A 16,307-nucleotide genomic window follows, 5' to 3' on the forward strand; every position below is an offset into this window, starting at 1 on the left:
ACTCGACCCGGTTCTCGCTGGCCCATTTCAGGATTGCCCGACTGGTAAACGCGGCGCCCACGCACTCCGGGGCGACGGCGAGAGCGCACAATATGCTCTGGAGACATCGATGGACGTGACAGTCACCGTCTATGTCATCAAAGGGCGCAGCGTGGCGATGCAGCGGGTGGAATCCCCGATCCAGATCATGGTGATTGGCCAGGCTGGATCGCTCGACGAAGCGCTGAAGTCCGCTAGCACGGGCATGATCCAGTGGCTCCAGCAGGAGCACGGGTTGATGCTCTCGCAGGCGCCGCAGGTGCTGGGCGTGGCGATGCGTTTCAGCGTGCCCAACCTCGCCGGGCGCAGCGGCGGCGCAGCGGCCAAGATCGACAAGGCGCTGTTGCCTGCCAGACGACAAGCATTGCGGCAAAGCGTCTCCGTCCTTGTTCCCTCGCCGCTCCTGCCTTAAATCATGCTGGTAGTGTGTTTGCCGGTCGCACCAGAAATGACTGTTTGCACATACCGGTGCGGGAGGCGCCTTAGCGTTCCAACCTGCCCCTGTTTGCGCTTCGAACCCGATTTACGAAAAGGGACTGGGGCCTGATCGGTGGGGCCCAATTTCTGCTGCACTGCGGTAAAAACTTGATTGGCAACCAGTTTTGAAAGTCGTTCGATTCCCGCTACCCACCGATCATGACAGCCGCCGCCCCCCCGCTCGCACTGTACGTGCATTGGCCGTTCTGCGTGTCCAAATGCCCCTATTGCGACTTCAACAGCCATGTCCGCGAAACGGTGGACCAGGCGCGGTGGCGCGATGCGCTACTTACGGATCTCGCGCAGGAAGCCTCGCTGCTGCCGGGACGTCGCCTGGGATCGATCTTCTTCGGCGGCGGGACGCCCTCGCTGATGCCGCCCGACACAGTCGCCGCGGTGATCGACGCGGCGGCGGCGGCCTGGCCGTTTGAGGATGGCATCGAGATCACGCTGGAAGCCAACCCCTCCTCTGTCGAGGCCGCCCGGTTCGCCGACATCGCTGCCGCTGGCGTGAACCGAGTGTCGTTGGGGCTACAGGCGCTCGACGAGGAGGCGCTGCGTTTCCTTGGCCGTGCGCACGGGGTCGACGAAGGTTTGGCGGCACTGGAAACCGCGCAGCATGCTTTCGCCCGCGTCAGCTTCGACCTGATCTATGCCCGGCCCGGCCAGTCGCTGGCGGAATGGGAGGCGGAATTGCGGCGGGCGCTCGGCTTCGGAACCGAGCATCTGTCGCTCTATCAGCTCACCATCGAGCCGGGCACGCGCTTCGCCACTCTGGCTGCCAAGGGTCAGCTGACGATCCCGGACGGCGACACGGCCGCCGACCTGTTCGAAGCGACCCGCGCGATCACCGCCGCGGCGGGATTGCCCGCCTATGAAATATCGAACCATGCCAAGCCCGGCGCAGAAAGCCGGCACAACCTCACGTACTGGCGCTACGGCGATTATGCCGGGGTCGGCCCGGGCGCGCATGGCCGGCGCCAGGGCCTGGCGACCCTGCGCCACAAAAAGCCGGAAAACTGGCTGGCCGCGCTCGATCGCAACGGCCATGGCATCGAGCGCGAAGACGCGTTGGCGCTCGAGGAGCGCGGCGTCGAAGCGCTGCTGATGGGGCTCAGGCTGGGCGAAGGCGTCGATCTCGAACGAATTGCCCAGCTCGCCGGCGGTGTCGCGCCGGTAGACGCGGGGGCCATGGATCGGCTGGTCCGGCGGGGCCTGGCGGCGCGGCAGGGCGCACGGCTTCGGATCACCGAAGCGGGCATGCCCGTCCTCGAAGCCATCCTGCGCGAACTGGTGATCTAAGCGTCCGTCGGCACCGCATGACGGGCCGATACGAGCCCGCCCCGCTTCACTGCGCGCTCGCCGGTGCCGCCGATACGGTGACGATCGTGCCGTCGCGCACTTCCTGCACTTCCAACGCGCGGGCGGCGATGCCGTCGCGGCCGAAGCGGAACGCGCCATCGACCCCGCCGAAATCGCGATCGGAAAGCTGCGCCGCGGGAAAATCGGTGCCGTTCTTCCAGTCGCGCGCGATCCGCACCGTCAGCAACACCGCATCATAGCCGAGCGCTGAAAGGCGATAGGGCGCGGCGCCGAAGCGGCTCCGGTACTTGGTTGCATATTGCCGGTATACCCCGTCGGGCACGCTGGCGAACCAGGATCCGTTGAGCACCGGGCGACTCGCGATCGCCGAATCGGTGTTCCACAACTCTGTGCCGAGCACCCGCGCCGCCTTGCCGTTGGCGGAGCGCCGAAGCACCGGCACCGCAACCGTCGCTGTGCCCGCACTGCCCGCGATCAGAATCGCCTGATAGGGAACACCCGCAAGCTTGGCGATCGCCTGGTTCATCGAACCCGGCCGCGCATCGTAATTCTGCATTGCCAGCACCTTGCCCCCGGCACTTTCCACCGCGCGCAGAAACGCCGTCGAGGCGCGTTGACCATAGACGCCGGAGGGGATCAGCCCGGCAAAATTGGTGATGCCGTTGCCCTTGGCATAGTCGACGACGCGCTCGATCGATTGCGTGGGCGAATAGCCGAGCAGATAGACGCCGCCACCCGCCGCGCTCGAATCGTTCGAGAAGCTGAGCACCGGCACCCGCGCTCTGCGCGCCGCGGGGGCCACGGCTCGGGCATCCTCTGCGAGCAGGGGGCCGAGGATCAGCTTGTTGCCCTCGGCGATGGCGCGTTCGGCCGCCGCCTGGGCTCCGCCGGGTCCGGCGGTGTCGTAGCTGGTTATGCGGATCGCATCGGTGTTCGTATCGAGTATCGCCAGCTGCGTCGCGTTCTGCAGCGATCTGCCGAGGCCGGCATTGTTGCCGCTGAGCGGCACCAGCAGCGCCACGCGGTGGCGAGCGACATCCTGCGGCAGCCCAGGCGCGATCGGCGTCGGGCGTTCGGCCGGACGCTCCGCCGGTGCCGTCGTTACCGGCGGCGGACCGCCGCGCGGCGCCACGCACGCGCTGGCCAGCAGGGCAAGACCGGCAACGGCCCAACGAAAAGGAGCGAAGCGCCCCGGTTGCGATCTGCCGCTACCCTCTGCCATGACACTCCCCGATGGAAAACACGCTTGCGCCCGGCCTCTATATCGTCGCCACCCCGATCGGCAATCTCGGTGACCTGTCGCCGCGCGCCAGCATGATACTCTCACAAGCCGATGTGGTTGCAGTGGAAGACAGCCGTGTGACCGCCGGGTTGCTCCGCCACATCGGCGTGAAGCGGCCGATGCAACCCTATCACGATCATAATGCCGACGCGGTTCGCCCCGGCCTGATCGCGCGGATGGCGAGCGAGGCGGTGGCGCTGGTGTCCGATGCGGGCACGCCGCTGATCTCCGATCCGGGCTATAAGCTGGTGCGGGACGCGCGCGAGGCGGGCCACACCGTGGTGACCATCCCCGGCCCCTGCGCCGCGATCGCCGCCCTCACCCTAGCGGGGCTGCCCACCGATCGCTTCTTCTTCCTCGGCTTCCTGCCGAGCAAGGCGCATGCGCGGGCGGAAGCCATCGCGGAAGTGGCGGCGATCAAGGCGACACTGGTGCTGTACGAATCGGGCCCGCGCCTCTCCGCCTGCCTGGCCGCGCTTGCCGAGGGTTTGGGCGACCGCGACGCAGGGGTGGCGCGCGAGATCACCAAGAAGTTCGAGGAGTGCGTCACCGGCACGCTCACCACTCTCGCCGCCCGTTATGCCGAAGCGCCGCCCAGGGGCGAGATCGTCATCATCGTGGGCCCTCCGGGCGAGGCGCCGCCCGCCACCGAGGAGGATGCCGAAGCCGCGCTCGTAGAGGCGCTCACCCGCCTGCCCGCGTCCAAAGCGGCGGGGGAGGTCGCCAGGAAGCTGGGGCTCGATCGCAAAGCGCTTTATGCCCGCGCGATGGAATTGAAGGCGTGAGGGACCGCCGCGCCGCCGAGGTCCGCGGTCGCGAGGGCGAGCGCCGCGCCGCCTGGTGGCTGTGGCTGCGGGGCTGGCGCATCCTGGACCAGCGTGTGCGCACCCCCGCCGGCGAAGTCGACATCGTCGCGCGGCGCGGCAACCTTGTCGCCTTTGTAGAGGTGAAGACGCGCAAATCTGCCGCCGAACTCGATTACGCCATCGACGAACACCGCCTGTCGCGCGTCGCCGCCGCCGCCGAACTGCTGATGCCGCGCTATGCCGGGCCGGGCGACGATATTCGTGTCGACGTGATCCTCATTGCCCCGCGCACGCTGCCTCGCCATATCGAGAACGCCTGGATGGGGTGACTTATTCAGCTAAGTCACCTATAGCATCCCCTCAAGGAGGCCCAATGTCGCTCACCGTCGCCGTGCAGATGGACCCGCTCGATTCGATCAACATCGCCGGCGATTCGAGCTTCGCGCTGATGCTTGCCGGCCAGGCGCGCGGCCACCGGCTGTTCCATTACGCCCCGGAGGATCTGAACTACCGCGACGGCCGCGTCTGGACCAAGGCGCATCCGGTGACCGTGCGGCGCGTCGATGGCGACCATTTCCGCTTCGGCGATCCGGTGAAGCTCGATTTGGGCAACGAGGCTGATGTGGTGCTGATGCGCCAGGATCCGCCCTTCGACCTGGGCTACATCACCGCGACGCACCTGCTGGAGCGCATTTCGGACCGTACGCTGGTGGTGAACGATCCCGCGCACGTCCGCAACGCGCCGGAAAAGGTGTGGGTGCTCGATTTCGCGCAGTTCATGCCGCCGACGCTCGTCACCCGCTCGGTCGAAGAAGCGCGCGCATTCCTGGCCGAGCATGGCGAGATCGTCGTGAAGCCGCTGCACGGCAATGGCGGCAAGGCGATCTTCAAGATCGGCCGCGACGGCGCCAACCTCTCGTCGCTGATCGAGGTGTTCAATACGGCCTATCGCGAGCCGCACATGGTGCAGGCCTTCCTTCCCGACATCGTCAAGGGCGACAAGCGCATCGTGCTGGTTGACGGCGAGGTCGCCGGAGCGATCAACCGGCTGCCGGGCGAAGGCGAGATCCGCTCCAACCTGGCCGTCGGCGGATCGGCCGCGAAGACCGAGCTTACCGACCGGGAGAAGGAAATCTGCGCCGTGCTGGGGCCGGAACTGAAGCGCCGCGGGCTCCTTTTCGTCGGCATCGACGTTATCGGGGGGCAATGGCTGACCGAAATCAACGTCACTTCGCCCACGGGCATCGTCGCGATCGACCGGTTCAACGGCACCGACACGGCGGGTATGATCTGGGACGCGATCGAACATCGCGTCGCGGGGCGCGGCTGAGCGGCGCCTGACGCGATGGGAGCCATGCTCGCCTGGGGCTATTGGGGCATTTTCCTGCTGATGATGCTCGAAAACGTGATCCCGCCAGTGCCGTCCGAAGCAATCATGGGCATCGCCGGTATCGGTGCGGCACGTGGTAGGTTCGATCCGGCGTTGCTGGTGCTGGTCGGCACGCTCGGCACCGTCATCGGCAACCTGTTCTGGTGGGAGATCGGACGGCGGCTCGGCTATGAGCGGCTGCAGCCGTTCGTGGCGCGCTGGGGCCGCTGGCTCACCGTGGAATGGCACGATGTCGAGCGGTTCAAGGGCTATTTCGATCGCTGGGGCGGCCCGACCATCTTCGTATTCCGCTTCATGCCGTTCGGTCGCACGATCATCTCGCTACCGGCCGGGCTGATGCGCATGCCCTTTTGGCGGTTTTGCGCCTATACTGCGGCGGGCAGCGCGATCTGGAACGCGGCGCTGGTCGGCGTGGGCTACGGGCTCGGCCATGCGGTCGAGGAAATCGACCGGTTCGTCACCCCTGCGATCCTGATCTGCGTCGGCGCGATGCTTGTATTCTATGTCTGGCGGGTGCTTACCTGGAAGCCTCGGGAAACCGCCTGATCGTCATGCCCGCGGATGGGCAGCGCGATACACGTCGAGAATGTGCGCGGCGTCGACTTCGGTGTAGACCTGGGTCGAGCTGAGGCTGGCATGGCCGAGCAGTTCCTGCAGCGCGCGCAGATCGGCACCGCGCCCCAACAAGTGCGTGGCGAAGCTGTGGCGCAGGGCATGCGGCGTGGTACGGTCCGAAAGCCCCAGGCTGGTCCGCGCCGACCGAACCGCCTTGCGGATCGCGCCAGGCGGCAACTGCCCGCCCTTGGCGCCGCGGAACAGCGGCAAATCGCGCGCGGTGCCCCAGGGACAGACGGCGACATAGGCCTCGATCGCCGCGCGCACCTGCGGTAGCAGCGGCACGTCGCGGGTCTTGTCGCGCTTGCCGGTTACGCGCAGCGTCGTGCCCAGCGGCAGCACCGCGCCGGTGAGCGCCACCGCCTCGCCGATACGCAGGCCGGCGCCGTAGAGGAGCAGCAACACCGCCCAATCGCGCGCCGCGATCCACGGCTCGCTTGCTTCGTCCGATGCCCATTCGGCAAGCGCCACCGCTTCGTGCGGGGCGATCGGGCGCGGCAATCCCTTCTTGATCCGGGGGCCCCGCACCCTTGGCATCTGCACATCGTCGCCGCCGGCAAACTTCAGAAAGGCGCGCACCGCGGAAAGCTCCCGCGCGGCGGAAGTGTTGGAAAGGCCCTCCTCGCGCCGACGCGCCAGATAGGCGCGGAGATCGGCAGCGCCGACCTTGCCGAGCGCATCCGGTGCGATTGGGCCGCCCCAATGGTCCTGCAGGAAGGCCAGCAGCCGGATCGCAGTTGCTTCATAGGCGCGGATGGTGTGGATCGAACGCCGGCGGTCGCGGCCCAGATGCTCGGCGAAGCGGCGCGGGAGGGGGAGCTCGGTCATGGCAGCAACCCGTCCATGGAGAGCGCTCTGCCATCGCCACCTGCGCTCCCCTCCCGCAAACGGCAAAGGTTGCTGGAGGGGAAGGAGCCGACCCGTGGCATATCTGTCTCCACGTCAGTCCTCCCCGAACCCCTCCCGCGAGCGGGAGGGGAACATGAAACGCTGGTCAGGCGATCGTCTGGCCGGTCTTGGCCCAATCGGCCATGAACGCTTCGATGCCCTTGTCGGTCAGCGGGTGCTTGACGAGCTGCTTGATCACCGCCGGCGGCGCGGTCATCACATCGGCGCCGATCTTTGCGGCCTGCAGCACGTGGACCGGATGGCGCACGCTGGCGACGAGGATTTCGGTGGCGAAATCATAATTGTCGTAGATCAGGCGGATATCTTCGATCAGATCCATGCCGTCGAAGCCGATATCGTCATGCCGGCCGACAAAGGGCGAGATGAAGGTCGCGCCGGCCTTCGCGGCGAGCAGCGCCTGGTTGGCCGAGAAGCAGAGCGTGACGTTGACCATGGTGCCGTCGTCGCTCAGCGACTTGCACGCCTTGAGGCCGTCAATCGTCAGCGGCAGCTTTACCGCAACATTATCGGCGATCTTCCGCACGATCTCTGCCTCGCGCATCATGCCCGCATAGTCGAGCGCGACCACTTCGGCCGAAACCGGGCCTTCGACAATGCCGCAGATCTCCGCCACCACTTCCAGGAAGTTGCGGCCGGACTTGGCGATCAGCGACGGGTTGGTGGTGACGCCGTCAAGCAGACCGGCATCCGCCAGGTCGCGAATGTCATCGATGATGGCGGTGTCGGCAAAGAACTTCATGGGGTGGAACCTTCTGATGGCACGATCGCGCCCGCCTAGCCGACCCGGCCGCTGCGGGCAAACCCTCTCATGCGCTCGCCGCGAACCAGCATCAGCTTCACCCGTGCCGCCTGCAGTCTCCCGATTGAGACGCGGTAGATGCCCGGGGCGAGCCGATAATACACGATCTTTTCGATCTTCGCGCACGGGCGCGCTGGATCGCGCGACACCATGCGCAGGCGGCGCCCGGTGCTGCGGGTGACGTCGACCCATCCGGGCTGATCGGTGGCGATGCCAAAGATACCGGCCTTGCGGATGGTGACCCGCGTCTCTGCCGCGCCGTTGCGCGTAGGAAGCGTGAATGCATGGCGCGTGTCCAGCCCCTCGCCCTGACGCGCCCAGCCGGCCAGCGGCGGCGGCAGCGCCGCATCGGCCGCCGTGCATTGCGGCACCGTCATTGCCCAGCCAATCGCCATCCACCACATCGTGAAGCCTCCCCCTGATCCACCTTTGTTCTACTATCGTTCTTGTTGCGCAACAAGCTGCAAATAGCGGGCGACACGCCCCACGTGCTGCGATAGGGCGGCGGCGTGCATCGCGCCCTGCTGCCCTTCTTGTTGTTGCCCGGTGCCGCGCATGCGCAGCAGAGCGACGAGCAGCTTTGGCTGGCGACGACCGCAACGAACGAACCCATACTCCATGGCGAGCTATCGCTCGAGTCGATCGCCCGCTTTGGGGACAATGCGCAGGGCATCGCCAACGCCCAGATCGGCATCGCCTTTCGCCAGCAGGTGGCGCACGGGCTGCGACTGGGGCTGGGATACCGCCATGTGCAGGACTGGGATCGCAACGGAGCCCGGCCGAACGAAGAGCGGCTGCGCCAGTCGATTTCCTTCGATGCCGGATCCACGCTGCATGTGCGGGGGATGCTGGAGGAACGGTTTCAGCGCAGCGGCACCGAAGCGGCGATCCGCCTGCGCCCCTTTGCGCGACTGAGCACGGCGCTAGGCCGCCACGCCCGGCTGTTCCTGTGGCGCGAAGATTTCTTCAACCTCAACACCACCGGCTGGGGCCAGCGACGCGGCCATGAGCGAGCGCGGCATTCCGCCGGCGTTACCGTGCCGCTCGCCCGGCGGCTCAGCGCCGATATCGGGTATATGCACCAGCGCCGCTTCGCCCGGTTCGGCAATGCCGGGCTGACCGATCATGTCGGGGCGTTGCTGCTGACGCTGCGTTACTGAGCGGCGCCCGCGACGAGCATCAGCTTCGCCTTTGGCTGCGCCAGGCCGCTGGCGAATACACGATAGCTCCCGGGCGAAAGCCGGAAGCGCACGATCTTGCGGATCGTCGAGCAATCCGGCCCATAGCCATGCGCGACCGAAGGCAGCGCCTTGCCGCCGGACGCGCCGGGTAGCACATCGAGCCAGCCGGGCTGATCGAGCGCGATGCCATAGGTGCCGGCATTGGCGACGCGGAACTCAATCATCGCCGCCCGGCCCGGCTTCGCCCCGGCCGGCAAGCCCTTCAGCGTCGCGCCGTCGACGGTATCAAGCGATACCGCCTTGTCCGCCACCAGTTCGTCGCCCGGCATGCTCCAGCCCGCGAGCGCGGCGGGAAGGCTGGCATCGGTGGCCTTGCAGGCGGTCGTCGCCTGGGCAGGCGCGGCTTGCGGGACGGCAATGGGGGCGAGCAGCAAGGCCAGGATCAGCATGTTCCGTCTCCTCGAAGAACGAACCGGCGATACGGGATTCCCGTTCCGCCGAAAATGCCCATATGAGGGGCCGATCATGTCCCGCGCGCGCATTCTCGTCCTCCATCCGGCTCTGGGGCCGCTCGACTATCGTGTTCCGTCGAGCATGGAAGTCGCGCCGGGCAGCATCGTGATCGTGCCGATCGGCCCGCGCCAGTTCGCCGGTGTCGTGTGGGAGCCCGAACGGCTGCCGACCGAGGAGATCGGCGACAACCGGCTTCGTGCCATCCTCGCCGTCGCCGACGCGCCCCCGATCCCCGCCCCGGTGCGTCGACTGATCGAATGGACAGCGGACTATTATCTCGCCCCGCCCTCTTCGGTGCTGGCGATGACCCTGCGAACCTCGGCCGCGTTCGAGGCGGCGCCGACAATCACCGAATATCGCGCGACAGGCCAGGTTCCCGATCGCCTGACCCCGCAGCGCGCCCAGGCGCTGGAGCGGATCGGCGAGCGCCAGGGGCTGGTGCGCGAACTCGCCGCGATCGCCGAGGTGTCCGACGCGGTGATCCGCGGGCTGGTGAAGACCGGCGCGATCGAGGCGGTGACCGTCGACACCCAAGCGCCCTATCCGCTGCCCGACCCGGCTTTCGCCCCGCCGGAACTCAACCCGGCCCAGGCGGCGGTGGCAGGGGGCTTGCGCACCGCGGTTGAGACCGCCGCGTTCCAGCCCTTCCTCCTCGACGGCGTCACCGGATCGGGCAAGACCGAAGTCTATTTCGAGGCGGTCGCCGAGGCGATCGCGGCCGGCAAGCAGACGCTGGTGCTGCTCCCCGAAATCGCGCTGACCGAGCCGTTCCTCACACGCTTCGCCCGCCGCTTCGGCTGCGAGCCGGTCGCGTGGCATTCGGGCCTGCGCAGCTCCGAGCGCCGCCGCGCCTGGCGCGCGATCGCCGGGGGCGAGGCGCTGGTGACGGTAGGCGCGCGCTCGGCCCTGTTCCTGCCCTATCCCAAGCTCGGCCTGATCGTCGTCGACGAGGCGCACGAGACCAGCTTCAAGCAGGAAGAGGGCGTGCATTACCACGCCCGCGACGTGGCGGTGATGCGCGGCATGTTCGAGCGCTGCCCGGTCGTCCTCGCCTCCGCCACCCCGGCGATCGAGACGCGGCACCAGGTCGAGGTCGGCCGCTATGCCGAATTGAAGCTGCCCGGCCGCTACGGCGCCGCCGAGCTGCCCAGGATCGAGGCGATCGACCTGATCCGCGAGCCTCCGGAACGCGGCCGCTGGCTCGCCCCGCGGCTGGTCGCTGCGATCGAAGAGACGCTCAAGCGCGGCGAACAGTCGCTGCTGTTCCTCAACCGGCGCGGCTATGCGCCGCTGACGCTGTGCCGCCACTGCGGCCACCGCTTCCAGTGCCCGAACTGCACGGCATGGATGGTCGAGCACCGGCTGCTCCACCGCCTGTCCTGCCACCATTGCGGCCACACCATGCCGACGCCGAGCATGTGCCCCGAATGCAAGTCCGACGACACGCTGGTCGCCTGCGGCCCCGGCGTCGAGCGGATCGCCGACGAGGTCGCGGCGCTGTGGCCCGAGGCGCGCACCGCGATCGTCACCTCGGACACGCTCTGGTCCCCGGCCAAGGCGGCCGAGTTCGTGTCGCGGATGGAGCATGGCGCGATCGACATCGTCGTCGGCACCCAGCTGGTCACCAAGGGCTATCACTTCCCCAACCTCACGCTGGTCGGCGTGGTCGATGCCGATCTCGGGCTCGACGGCGGCGACCTGCGCGCGTCCGAGCGCACCTTCCAGCAGATCATGCAGGTCTCGGGCCGGGCCGGGCGCGGCGAGAAGCCGGGGACGGTGTTCATCCAGACGCATGCGCCCGAGGCTCGCGTGATGCAGGCGCTCGTTTCCGGCGATGCCGAAGCCTTTTACGCCGCCGAAACCGAATCGCGTCGCGAAGCGGATGCGCCGCCCTTTGGTCGATATGCCGCAATCATCGTCTCGTCCGAAGACAAGGCGGCGGCGGAGGAAACGGCGAGGATGATCGGCCGGGCCGCACCCGAACTGGCGGAGATGCACGTCTATGGCCCCGCGCCGGCACCGCTGGCGATGCTGCGCGGGCGGCACCGGTTCCGGCTGCTCGTCCACGCGCGGCGCAGCTTCGCCGTGCAGGAGGTGATCCGCGACTGGCTGGGCGGCCTTAGCTGGAGCCAGCGGGTGCGCGTGGCGGTAGACGTGGATCCCTATAGCTTCGTATGAGGGCTGGTCCTTATTTCGCGCTTTCCCAACGCGAAATCGGCAGATAGGCTGCAGCAAGGCTTGGCTGTGCCCAAGTTCCGGGGGACTCATGAGACGCTGGTTTGCGGTACTTTGCCTGTTTCTTTTTGAATTCGTCGCGACGCCGGCCCAGGCGGACTGGCGAATTGCCGAAACCACGCATTTCGTCGTCTATTCGAATCTGCCTGAGCCCAAGCTGAGACGCTACGCCGAACGGCTGGAGAAGTTCGACAAGGCGCTGCGCATCGCCCGCGGCGTGAAGGAAACGCCGCTCGGCAAAGCAGGGCGCGTCACCGTGTACATGCTGGATGATCGGAGCGACGTGAGCGACCTGATGGGCAATCGCTACATCGCGGGCGCCTATATGCCGCGCGCGGGCGCCTCGGTCGCGTTCGTGCCCGAGAGCTCCAGCGAAGAATCCGGAAATTCCCTCGCCCTCTCCGGCGAGATGGTGCTGTTCCACGAATACGCCCATCACTTCATGTTCACCACATGGCCGGACGCCGCCCTGCCTTCTTGGGTGGTAGAGGGATGGGCCGAATTCAACGCCACCGCCAAGTTCCAGAAGGACGGCGCGCTCCTGTTCGGCAGCGCGCCAAATTATCGCGCGCAGGGCCTGCTCACCGGCAATCCGTTGCCGATTGAACGGATTCTGGGCGGAGCGGCGGGCAAGCTGAGCGGCACCCAGCTGGAGGCGCTGTACGGTCGCGGCTGGGCGCTGGTGCATTATCTGACGTTCGAATCTTCGCGCAAAGGCCAGTTCGGCGCTTATCTCAATGCCATCACCCAGGACCGCAAGACGCCCGAACAGGCCGCAGCGGTGTTCGGCGACCTGCGCGCGCTGCACCGCGAGCTGCAGCATTTCATCAGCAAGCCGAGGATCAACGGCTATTCGATCCGGGCGGAGCTGCTCTCGATCCCGCCGGTGGCAATCCGCCCCTTGCGTGAGGGCGAAGCAGCGATCCTGCCTGTGCGCTTCCGATCCGAACGCGGCGTAGGGCCGAAGACGGCACCCGACGTCTACGCCGATGCCAAGAAGGTGGCGAGCCGCTATCCCGACGATCCCTGGGTGCAGCGCGTGCTGGCGGAAACGGCGTACGATGCAAAGGATTATCCCGGCGCGCTTGCTGCGGCGGACCGGGCGATCGCCGCCGACGGCACGCTGGTGGAAGCGCATTGCTATCGCGCGATGACGCTGATGGCGATGGCGGTCGAGGCGAAGGACGAGAAGAAGGAAAGTTGGACCGAGATCCGCCGCACCATCGCGCGGGCCAACCGGCTCGATACCGACGACCCTCGCCCGCTCGTTCTCTATTTTCGCAGCTACCTCGCACAGCGCGCGGTGCCGCCACAGGTGGCGCGCGACGGGCTGTACCGCGCCTATGAACTCGCGCCCCAGGATCGCGGGCTGCGGATGGAAGCCGCGACCATGCTGGTGGCCAGCGGCAAGCTGGCGGAGGCGCGCGAATTGCTGCTGGTGCTGACCTATGATCCGCATGCCTCCGGCATGGGCGAGGCGGCAGCGAAGCTGATCGACACGATCGACGCCCAGCTGAAAAGCGCGCCTGCAGACGCGCATGCGCCGGCCGCCACCGCGGTCGAGGATGCATCGCCGAAATAGCGATGCCGATCCGGCGCGCGCCCGCTTGAACCGCCGCCGCTTTTCGCCGAAAGCGCACGCCATGGGTTTGGGACGGCACTTTGCGCAGATGCGGCAGATGATCTTGCTGGTGGCGATGCTGTTCGCCGCAATCGCGCCGGCGCATGCCGATGACATCTCTGCGGCGGGGCGCGGCGTGGTGCGCATCGTCACGATCGCAGTCGCCGACGACGAAGTGGTCGGTTTCGGCCATGGCAGCGGCTTTGCAGTGGCGCCAAACCGGATCGTCACCAACGCCCATGTCGTCGAACTCGCCTCGCGCTATCCGGGCAATGTCGTGATCGGCGTGGTGCCCTCCGAGGGCAGCAAGTCGTTCCAGGGCAAGCTGATCGCGATCGACACGCAGCGCGACCTGGCGCTGATCGAATTCACCGGCGCGAAGCTGCCGCCGCTGGCGCTGTACAATGGCGCAGTCACCGATGGTGAGGCGCTGATCGCGCTCGGGTATCCAGGCAATGTCGACGTTGCCACAGCGCGGTCTGCGGCGGACTTCATCACCCCGCAATCGCCGGTGCGCTCGCAGGGCGGCTTTGCCGGCACGCGTACCCTGGAGGGCATTTCGGTGCTGCTCCACACCGCCAATATCGCACGGGGAAATTCGGGCGGGCCGCTGCTCGACGCCTGCGGCCGGGTGCTCGGCGTCAATTCGGCGATCACCAATGCCGAGGAGGGAGACGCCACCTTCGCCTTCGCCATTTCCGATGCCGAGCTCACCGCGTTCCTGCGCGACGCCAAGCAGCCGGTGGTAGTGGTGGAATCGCCGTGCATCAGCGTCGAACAGCGCATGGCGCTCGACCGAAGCGCAGAGGAAAAGGACCGGGCCGACGCCGCGGCGCGCATCGCCATGGCCGAATCCGCCGCGGCCCGCGCGCGCGAAGCCGCGATCGACAAGGCGCGTACGGCGAATGAATCTACGCGCGAAACCTATATGGCGGGCGCGGCGGTGCTGCTGGTCTTCGGCGCGCTGGCGCTGGGCGCAGCGGGCCTGCTCTTGTCGCGCGACCAGCAACGCCCCGGCATCTGGTCTGCCGTAGGCGGAGGCGTGCTGCTGCTGGGCGCGGTGGCGCTGTTCGTGATGCGCCCAAGCTTCGACGAAGCGAGCGTCGCTACGCCGGCTGACGGCAACAGCAGCGCGGAAGCGCGGGTGCCGCCGGGCGCGGCGAAGGGGCCGTTGCTGTGCACGATCGTGCCCGAACGCAGCCGCATCACTGTCTCCGCGACGCCCCCAGTGCGGATCAATGCCGGACCGGACGGATGCTTCGACGGCGGCACTCAATATGCTGAATCGGGCCGGCGCTGGCAGCGCGTGGTGGTGCCGGAAGACGAGCAGACCGTCTCGATCCGCGAATTCGACCCCGATACCGCAACCTATAGCGAAACCCGTTATCTGCTCTCCGCCGCCGACATGCAGCGCGTGCGCGAAGTGCGCCCGGCCGCGCCGGTCAACCAGTGCACGGCGGATCAGGCGAAGCGAGCGAGCCTGGCAAGCCTGCAGCAATCGATCCGCGCAGCGCTGCCCCAGGCTTATAACGAGAAGCTCGTCTATCGCTGCTCGGACGCACCGAACGAATAGGCGTCACTTGCGCTCGCGCACTCCTTCGCGAGCGCGCAGCACACGCTTGCGGTCGAGACCATAGGCATAGCCGCCCATGCTGCCGTCGCCACGTTGAGCGCGGTGACACGGGACGAGGATTGCGACCGGATTCGCGCCGCATGCCGTGCCCGCCGCGCGCACCGCCGCCGGCGCACCGGCCATCGCCGCGAGTTGCGCATAGCTGCGCGTCTCGCCCGGCGGTATCGCGCGCAGCGCCTGCCATACGGCTTCCTGAAACGCCGTGCCCTGGACGTCGAGCGGCAGGTTCGCATGGCGGCCGGGCCGCTCGACTGCGTCCACCACCTGCCCCGCGAGCGTCGCCAGCGGGTCGCCGCCCGGCACCACCTCTGCCGCCGGGAAGCGTCGGGCGAGCGCGGCTTCATCCTCGTCGAAGGCGACGCGGCACAATCCCTTTTCGGTTGCGGCGATCAGCAGCGGGCCCAGGCTCGTCGCCGCAATCGTCCAGCCGATCGTCACCCCCGCGCCGCCCGCCCGCCAGGCGCTGGGCGTCATGCCCAGCCGGGCATCGGCCTGTTCGTAAAACCGGCTGGGCGCGCCATATCCAGCTGCGTAGATCGCCTGCGTCACGCTCGCCTCCTCCTCCAGCGCCGCTGCCATCCGCCGCGCGCGTAGGCCCCGCGCATAGGCGGCGGGCGTCACCCCGGTGGCGCGCTTGAACAGCCGATTGAAGTGATGCGGCGCATAGCCCACCGCTGCCGCAAGCGCCTCCAGCCCGATTGGCTCCTCCGCCGCGGCAATCAGCGCGGCGGCACGGGCGACTGCCGCAGCATCGCGCGCGACTTCGTCAGGCCGGCAGCGCAGGCACGGGCGGAACCCCGCCGCCGCCGCTGCCGCGCCATCGGCATAGAAGCGGACATGCGCGCGCCGCGGCCGCCGCGCCGGGCAGCTCGGCTTGCAGTAGATCCGCGTGGTGATCACCGCGACCAAGAAGCGGCCATCCTGCGCACGGTCCCGCGCTTCGAACGCGGCCCAGCAGGCATCTTCGGACGGGAGAACATCGGTCATTCTGAGACCTTAGGCCGTTCGCCCCGCCGCCGCATCCCGTGGCTTGCGTCCAAAGCGGCTCAGCCCTGTTCGGGCGGTTCGCCGCGCAGCCGCGCCTCTAGTTCGGCCAGCACCACGTCCTGCCCGCGAAACGCGCGCTGCAGGTCGCGTCGGCCGAGCGGCATCAGGAATTCGCAGCCGTGCCGCGTGCCGTCGCGCCACACCACCCGCGCCTCACGCGCCCCAGCGCCGGACAGGCCGATCCAGATCAGCGTGCCCGGCGGCAGCGCAACGTCGGCGACGAACAGGAAGCCGGTGCGCGAGAAATTCTCCACCACGGCATCGAAAGGGCGGCCGTCCATCCCCCGCACGGTGGTTTCACGTTGGACGAGGAAGCGCACAGCACCCCGGGCGTCCATGCTTCCCCAGACTTCAAGCCTTGCGACCAGCACCAGCGTTCGTTCCCTTTGCGGAACGGCCAGCATCGCAAATCGGGGTTAACGCCGCCTCAATGGCGC

16 protein-coding genes and 1 pseudogene are annotated in these 16,307 nt (G+C 67.8%); 10 read left to right on the top strand and 7 right to left on the bottom strand.

The genetic code is table 11. From position 1 onward, the window contains the following. Both B215_RS0107295 and hemW read left to right on the top strand, forming a co-directional pair. Positions 1-451, top strand: a pseudogene (locus B215_RS0107295) (hypothetical protein); the annotation flags it as partial. A 224-nt stretch (positions 452-675) separates the two neighbouring features. Beyond that, positions 676-1,818, top strand: a complete 1,143-nt coding sequence (gene hemW / locus B215_RS0107300; RefSeq protein ID WP_019368987.1) for a radical SAM family heme chaperone HemW — start codon at positions 676-678, stop codon at positions 1,816-1,818. Positions 1,819-1,864: 46 nt separating this feature from the next. Here hemW and B215_RS0107305 read toward each other — a convergent pair whose 3' ends face one another. After that, complete coding sequence (locus B215_RS0107305) at positions 1,865-3,061, bottom strand: penicillin-binding protein activator (RefSeq protein ID WP_026009051.1); 1,197 nt, start codon at positions 3,059-3,061, stop codon at positions 1,865-1,867. An 11-nt stretch (positions 3,062-3,072) separates the two neighbouring features. Here B215_RS0107305 and rsmI point away from each other — a divergent pair, with 11 nt between their 5' ends. The 4 genes from rsmI to B215_RS0107325 are packed head-to-tail and all read left to right on the top strand — an operon-like array spanning position 3,073 to position 5,863. Next, positions 3,073-3,906: a 16S rRNA (cytidine(1402)-2'-O)-methyltransferase gene (gene rsmI, locus B215_RS0107310; RefSeq protein ID WP_019368989.1), complete on the top strand. Its 834-nt coding sequence runs from the start codon at positions 3,073-3,075 to the stop codon at positions 3,904-3,906. Next, entirely contained in the window at positions 3,903-4,256 is a 354-nt protein-coding gene (locus B215_RS0107315) for a YraN family protein (RefSeq protein ID WP_019368990.1), read from the top strand. Before rsmI ends, B215_RS0107315 begins: the two co-directional genes overlap by 4 nt. Positions 4,257-4,300: 44 nt before the next feature. Beyond that, complete coding sequence (gene gshB, locus B215_RS0107320) at positions 4,301-5,257, top strand: glutathione synthase (protein WP_019368991.1); 957 nt, start codon at positions 4,301-4,303, stop codon at positions 5,255-5,257. A gap of 15 nt (positions 5,258-5,272) precedes the next feature. Next, positions 5,273-5,863 carry a DedA family protein gene (locus B215_RS0107325; RefSeq protein WP_037513342.1) on the top strand — a complete coding sequence of 197 codons (591 nt, stop codon included), beginning with the start codon at positions 5,273-5,275 and terminating at the stop codon, positions 5,861-5,863. 3 nt (positions 5,864-5,866) lie between these two features. Here B215_RS0107325 and B215_RS0107330 read toward each other — a convergent pair whose 3' ends face one another. From B215_RS0107330 to B215_RS0107340, 3 genes are all read right to left on the bottom strand, one after another. Further along, positions 5,867-6,760 (bottom strand): tyrosine recombinase XerC, encoded by an 894-nt coding sequence (locus tag B215_RS0107330; RefSeq protein ID WP_019368993.1) that lies wholly within the window; start codon positions 6,758-6,760, stop codon positions 5,867-5,869. Positions 6,761-6,926: 166 nt separating this feature from the next. Beyond that, positions 6,927-7,580 carry a fructose-6-phosphate aldolase gene (fsa, locus tag B215_RS0107335; protein WP_019368994.1) on the bottom strand — a complete coding sequence of 218 codons (654 nt, stop codon included), beginning with the start codon at positions 7,578-7,580 and terminating at the stop codon, positions 6,927-6,929. Positions 7,581-7,615: 35 nt separating this feature from the next. Next, positions 7,616-8,044: a hypothetical protein gene (locus B215_RS0107340; RefSeq protein WP_026009052.1), complete on the bottom strand. Its 429-nt coding sequence runs from the start codon at positions 8,042-8,044 to the stop codon at positions 7,616-7,618. A gap of 105 nt (positions 8,045-8,149) precedes the next feature. On the opposite strand from B215_RS0107340, the gene B215_RS0107345 reads away from it, so the two are divergent. Beyond that, complete coding sequence (locus tag B215_RS0107345; protein WP_019368996.1) at positions 8,150-8,800, top strand: DUF2490 domain-containing protein; 651 nt, start codon at positions 8,150-8,152, stop codon at positions 8,798-8,800. On the opposite strand, the gene B215_RS0107350 is transcribed toward B215_RS0107345, so the two are convergent. Beyond that, the gene (locus B215_RS0107350) at positions 8,794-9,270 is read right to left on the bottom strand and encodes a hypothetical protein (protein WP_019368997.1); all 477 of its coding nucleotides are present in this window, start codon (positions 9,268-9,270) and stop codon (positions 8,794-8,796) included. The two genes, B215_RS0107345 and B215_RS0107350, sit on opposite strands and share 7 nt — an antisense overlap. 76 nt (positions 9,271-9,346) lie before the next feature. On the opposite strand from B215_RS0107350, the gene B215_RS0107355 reads away from it, so the two are divergent. The 3 genes from B215_RS0107355 to B215_RS0107365 all read left to right on the top strand — a co-directional run bounded on the left by B215_RS0107355 (position 9,347) and on the right by B215_RS0107365 (position 14,763). After that, positions 9,347-11,512 carry a primosomal protein N' gene (locus tag B215_RS0107355; protein ID WP_019368998.1) on the top strand — a complete coding sequence of 722 codons (2,166 nt, stop codon included), beginning with the start codon at positions 9,347-9,349 and terminating at the stop codon, positions 11,510-11,512. 88 nt (positions 11,513-11,600) lie between these two features. Further along, positions 11,601-13,151 (top strand): hypothetical protein, encoded by a 1,551-nt coding sequence (locus B215_RS0107360; RefSeq protein ID WP_019368999.1) that lies wholly within the window; start codon positions 11,601-11,603, stop codon positions 13,149-13,151. A gap of 61 nt (positions 13,152-13,212) precedes the next feature. Further along, positions 13,213-14,763, top strand: coding sequence for a S1C family serine protease (locus B215_RS0107365; RefSeq protein WP_236704514.1), 1,551 nt, complete (start codon positions 13,213-13,215; stop codon positions 14,761-14,763). Between the two features lie 3 nt (positions 14,764-14,766). On the opposite strand, the gene ada is transcribed toward B215_RS0107365, so the two are convergent. Both ada and B215_RS20590 read right to left on the bottom strand, forming a co-directional pair. Next, entirely contained in the window at positions 14,767-15,810 is a 1,044-nt protein-coding gene (ada, locus tag B215_RS0107370) for a bifunctional DNA-binding transcriptional regulator/O6-methylguanine-DNA methyltransferase Ada (protein WP_019369001.1), read from the bottom strand. A gap of 59 nt (positions 15,811-15,869) precedes the next feature. After that, positions 15,870-16,208, bottom strand: coding sequence for a PilZ domain-containing protein (locus B215_RS20590; protein ID WP_160327964.1), 339 nt, complete (start codon positions 16,206-16,208; stop codon positions 15,870-15,872). Between the last annotated feature and the right edge of the window lie 99 nt (positions 16,209-16,307).

Source organism: Sphingomonas sp. ATCC 31555, assembly GCF_000282895.1.
Lineage (GTDB): Bacteria > Pseudomonadota > Alphaproteobacteria > Sphingomonadales > Sphingomonadaceae > Sphingomonas.

Bases quoted from the DNA above. Each gene is read 5' to 3' on its own strand.
- gshB (WP_019368991.1), top strand. From the start codon at position 4,301: ATGTCGCTCACCGTCGCCGTGCAGATGGACCCGCTCGATTCGATCAAC.
- B215_RS0107360 (WP_019368999.1), top strand. From the start codon at position 11,601: ATGAGACGCTGGTTTGCGGTACTTTGCCTGTTTCTTTTTGAATTCGTC.
- B215_RS0107355 (WP_019368998.1), top strand. From the start codon at position 9,347: ATGTCCCGCGCGCGCATTCTCGTCCTCCATCCGGCTCTGGGGCCGCTC.
- ada (WP_019369001.1), bottom strand. From the start codon at position 15,810: ATGACCGATGTTCTCCCGTCCGAAGATGCCTGCTGGGCCGCGTTCGAA.
- rsmI (WP_019368989.1), top strand. From the start codon at position 3,073: ATGGAAAACACGCTTGCGCCCGGCCTCTATATCGTCGCCACCCCGATC.
- B215_RS20590 (WP_160327964.1), bottom strand. From the start codon at position 16,208: ATGGACGCCCGGGGTGCTGTGCGCTTCCTCGTCCAACGTGAAACCACC.
- B215_RS0107365 (WP_236704514.1), top strand. From the start codon at position 13,213: ATGGGTTTGGGACGGCACTTTGCGCAGATGCGGCAGATGATCTTGCTG.
- fsa (WP_019368994.1), bottom strand. From the start codon at position 7,580: ATGAAGTTCTTTGCCGACACCGCCATCATCGATGACATTCGCGACCTG.
- B215_RS0107340 (WP_026009052.1), bottom strand. From the start codon at position 8,044: ATGTGGTGGATGGCGATTGGCTGGGCAATGACGGTGCCGCAATGCACG.
- B215_RS0107305 (WP_026009051.1), bottom strand. From the start codon at position 3,061: ATGGCAGAGGGTAGCGGCAGATCGCAACCGGGGCGCTTCGCTCCTTTT.
- B215_RS0107350 (WP_019368997.1), bottom strand. From the start codon at position 9,270: ATGCTGATCCTGGCCTTGCTGCTCGCCCCCATTGCCGTCCCGCAAGCC.
- hemW (WP_019368987.1), top strand. From the start codon at position 676: ATGACAGCCGCCGCCCCCCCGCTCGCACTGTACGTGCATTGGCCGTTC.
- B215_RS0107330 (WP_019368993.1), bottom strand. From the start codon at position 6,760: ATGACCGAGCTCCCCCTCCCGCGCCGCTTCGCCGAGCATCTGGGCCGC.
- B215_RS0107325 (WP_037513342.1), top strand. From the start codon at position 5,273: ATGGGAGCCATGCTCGCCTGGGGCTATTGGGGCATTTTCCTGCTGATG.